Here is a 661-nt window from a genome sequence, read left to right on the forward strand (position 1 = left end):
AAAAATGGTCTTCAAATTTTTCGATTAAATGCTGAGCCAAAAGCGTTGATGACTAGCCAACCAATTGTACGAAAACATAAGGGCTTTTCCATAAAAATGCCGTTCAAATAGCTCATTTGCCAACTGACAATCAACCCAATGCGCAATGGCACTTTCATCAATTCCAATCAAAATCCACGCATAGCGAGCACGCGACACAGAAGAATATTTCTTCTCACCATGTTCTAAATAATTTTCTAAAAGCGCAAGAGCTTACGTAAGCGGACCAGTTAAAATCACAAGGATACTTTCACCACAAGAGAGGTAAAAGCCAGGTGCTGTACCGGTAGGATTATCAAGCACTTTTGCCGTCTCAGGAAATAATGCTTGACGCGCATTATTACTATCCGGTGTGCTCCCTAACCACCCCAATTGACCTTTTATTGTTTGCCAAACATCTTCATGATGAAACAAAGGTTGCCTTACAGCTTTAGCAACCGCATCACGTGTTTTATCATCAGATATTGGTCCTAATCCTCCACTGATGGTAATGAGATCTTCTTGTCCAAGACAAGCAATCACAGTTTCACTAATTTGCTGTAATTGATCAGCACAAACAAAATGACGTGTTACTTGGATATTTCTCTTTTCCAAGCTTTGACTCAAATCTTATAAATTCGTA

Annotated in this window: 1 pseudogene; it reads right to left on the minus strand. The window is 39.3% G+C overall.

Going from position 1 to position 661, the window contains the following annotated elements:
• Window positions 1–52: 52 nt before the first annotated feature.
• Window positions 53–648 (minus strand): annotated as a pseudogene (locus tag ACFIO5_RS12225) (molybdopterin-binding protein); the annotation flags it as partial.
• Between the last annotated feature and the right edge of the window lie 13 nt (window positions 649–661).

It is taken from the genome of Bartonella sp. AA86SXKL (genome assembly GCF_042196885.1).